This is a genomic window from Streptomyces sp. AMJ-169, from assembly GCF_055597585.1.
The window spans coordinates 860,066-862,909 of sequence record NZ_JBVLTJ010000002.1; the positions used below are offsets into that span (position 1 = coordinate 860,066).

A 2,844-nucleotide genomic window follows, 5' to 3' on the forward strand; every position below is an offset into this window, starting at 1 on the left:
GTGGGTTGGGGGGGTGGGAGTGGGGGCCGGACCCCCCCCCGCCGGCCTACCGGATCGGGTGGGCTATGGGTGTCCGGGTGGGTTCAGGTCTGGTCGGCGAGGGGTCGCTGGTCGGGGTGCTCGCGGGCCTGGGCGGCGCGGCGGACCAGGGTGATGGCCTCGGTCAGGCGGATGGTTCCGGCGCCGAGCCCGGATTCGGTCAGGGCCTTGCGGGCGCTGTCGCGAGTGATTGCGTCCGGGTCCGGGTGGGCTGCGGTGATCACCTCGGCCAGCCGCTCCAGGGACGCCATGGGTGGGCGTCCGCCCTGGCTCTGAGCGCGCGGTACGGAACCCTCGTCCTGCCCCTGGTCTGCGCCGTCGGGCTCGTCCTCGGACTCGCTGTGCGGGGAGCCGGTCGGCTGTACGGTTCCCGTGCCGCTGTCCAGATCGACGCTTCCGGACCCCAGGGCGCCCGGAGCCGTTGCTTCGCCGGGCTGCGCGATCCCGGCCTGCTGGGGCTGCGGCAGGTTGTGCCGCTCAAGCCGCTTCCGCTGCTGGTACGGATCCGCCGACAGGGTTCCGTCGGCCTGCTGCTGCCGGTACGAAACCCGTGCTGTGGTGGGGTGCGCCGATGTTCCTGCCGGGTCGGTGCCGCCGTAGCGGGTGATCAGGATGTGCAGGTGGGTGGCTCCGGCCAGGGCAAGTGGAGCGATCGCGGACAGGACGGTGACGGTGATGTCGTCGAGGTGGAGGTCCATGGTGCCGGGCTGGTTGAGGTCGAGGGCGTGCAGACCGTTGGCCCAGATGCTGGCGGCGATGAACAGGGTCCACGCGTACAGGCGCGCTGGCAGCGGGGCCTCGCGCAGAACGAGCAGGGCGCGGACGCTGTAGGCGATGAACCCGTCGATCACCACGGGGAAGAGGTAGGTCAGTTGGTGGCGGACGTGGACGGCGGTGGCCATCTGCCGCAGCGCATCGTAGGAAAGCGCGCATCCGGCGATGCCGAGCAGGACGATGGCGAACCGGTCCCACCAGGTGGCGCGGTGGCGGCTGATGGGCGCGGTGGGTATGGCGGTGTCGGGCATGGGTGTGGTCCCCCTCGGGGTGCGGTTCTGGGTGGGGGTGAGTGGTGATCCGTCTTGGCCGTCTTGCCGTTGACGGTGCAGGTCAGGGGCGGGACGGCAGGCGTGCGGCATGGTGTCTCAGCGCCGTCCGGGACGCGTCCTGCCGTACGGCGTCGGCTCGGCGGCCGTGGTCGCACCTGTTGGCTCGACAGGAGTGCCGGTGCCGTCGGCTCGGGGCCCGGGACGGATGCGTATCCGTCTTGGGACGCTGTGCTGTCTTGGACAGAGTGGCTTTGACCTGCGCTTATACGGCTGGGACGGCAGGGACGGCACGAGACGGATATAGACCGGGGCTGTCCGTCGGCGGCGTCCGTGCCCGTAGCGGGGTGCCCGGCGTGGGTGTCGCCGTCGAGCGGTCGGCGGCGGCACCCACGCGGGTCAGTCGGTCTGCATGTTTCTGGCGTCGTCCGGGCCGGTCTCGGGGTGGACGGTGGGGCAGTAGCGCTTCCAGGCGTCGGTGAACTTCGCCCGGGTGTAGCCCTTGAGCTGGGTGCCGTCGGGTATGCGGACGTTGCCGGAGCGAATGCCGTACTCGCGCAGCAGCCCGGACAGGGCGCGCGGGTTGAGCCCGCCGCGCCTGGCCTCAGCCCAGGGGGCTTCGGGGTCGGAGTTGAGGCGGTAGAGCAGGGCGTCGGTGGAGACGCTCTCGGGGTCGCCGGCGGCGGCGAAGGCGCGGCGCATGTCGGCGAGGATGCGGGCGTTGGAGGGGTTGTCCTCCTCGGCCTGGATCTCGGCGGTGACCATCTGCGCGCACGCGGTGCGAGCGTGCTCGGGCCAGGTGTCGCCTGCGAGGTCGGCGACAATCACCAGAGGCTCCCAGGTGTCGGCCGCCCGGTCCTCGACGGGCATCCCCGGCTCCAGGTGGAGGGCCTGCTCGCTCACCGAGGCGGCCCAGCGCGCGAGACGGGCCCGCAGGTCGTGCAGGCTGGGGCTGTCGCGGCGGGTCCGGTACGGGCTTACCCGCTCGCCCTCCGCGCGGCGGCGCATCCGGATCACGACGGACCGGTCCATGATCGTGTCGGGCAGGTCGCCGATGCCGGCGAGCGCCGCCATGGCGAAGGTCGCGAAGGAGTGGGGTGTGTGCTCCTTGCCGACCACACGCAGCACCGGTCGGCCGCGCTGGTGCCCGGCGTTGAGCAGACCGCGCATCTCCTCGTTCTTCTCGGCGACCTTGGGGCTGCCGAAGATGGTGTCGGCTTCGTCCACGAGGAGGGTCGGCGGCTCGTCCGAGATCGAGCGGAAGATGGCCGCTGCCGTGGAGTTCACGGTGATGACGGGCCTGTGGACCGTCTCGGTGAGCAGGTCGAGCAGGCGGGACTTCCCACACCGCTTCGCCGGTCCGACCACAGCCAGACGTGGGGCGTGCTGCCACACCTGCTGGAGGTGGGTGGCCGCGATCCACAGCACGGTTGCGTCCAGTGCCTGCTCGCTCGGGAGGATCACGAAGCGGGCCAGGGCGGTGCGCAGCTCGTTCAGCAGCGCGGCGGCGTTCGGCTGCCCACGGTCCGGTGACGGGGTGCCGGTCGGAAGGGATGCCGCAGGGGCGGCGGGGGCGGTACTCTCGTTTACGGAGATCCTCACTCGGCGGCTCCGGGGGGCAACCCGGTCCGCCGTGGTCGACTGTCCTGGGATGGGCGGTGGCGAGGTTTCCTGTCAGCCCCCGGTGTTAGTAGGACGCTGTTGGTTATTTCGGGGGCAAGCTCTACTCGGCCCTGCTGGACTTCGGTTTGGTGGGGCCGAG

Annotated in this window: 2 protein-coding genes; both read right to left on the minus strand. The window is 71.4% G+C overall.

What is annotated here, in order from left to right; translation table 11 throughout:
• Window positions 1–83 precede the first annotated feature (83 nt).
• A complete protein-coding gene (locus ACYUD3_RS08350; protein ID WP_470965997.1) occupies window positions 84–1,064 on the minus strand; it encodes a DUF2637 domain-containing protein in 981 nt (326 codons plus the stop codon).
• A gap of 417 nt (window positions 1,065–1,481) precedes the next feature.
• A complete protein-coding gene (locus tag ACYUD3_RS08355; RefSeq protein ID WP_470965999.1) occupies window positions 1,482–2,684 on the minus strand; it encodes a DUF3631 domain-containing protein in 1,203 nt (400 codons plus the stop codon).
• Between the last annotated feature and the right edge of the window lie 160 nt (window positions 2,685–2,844).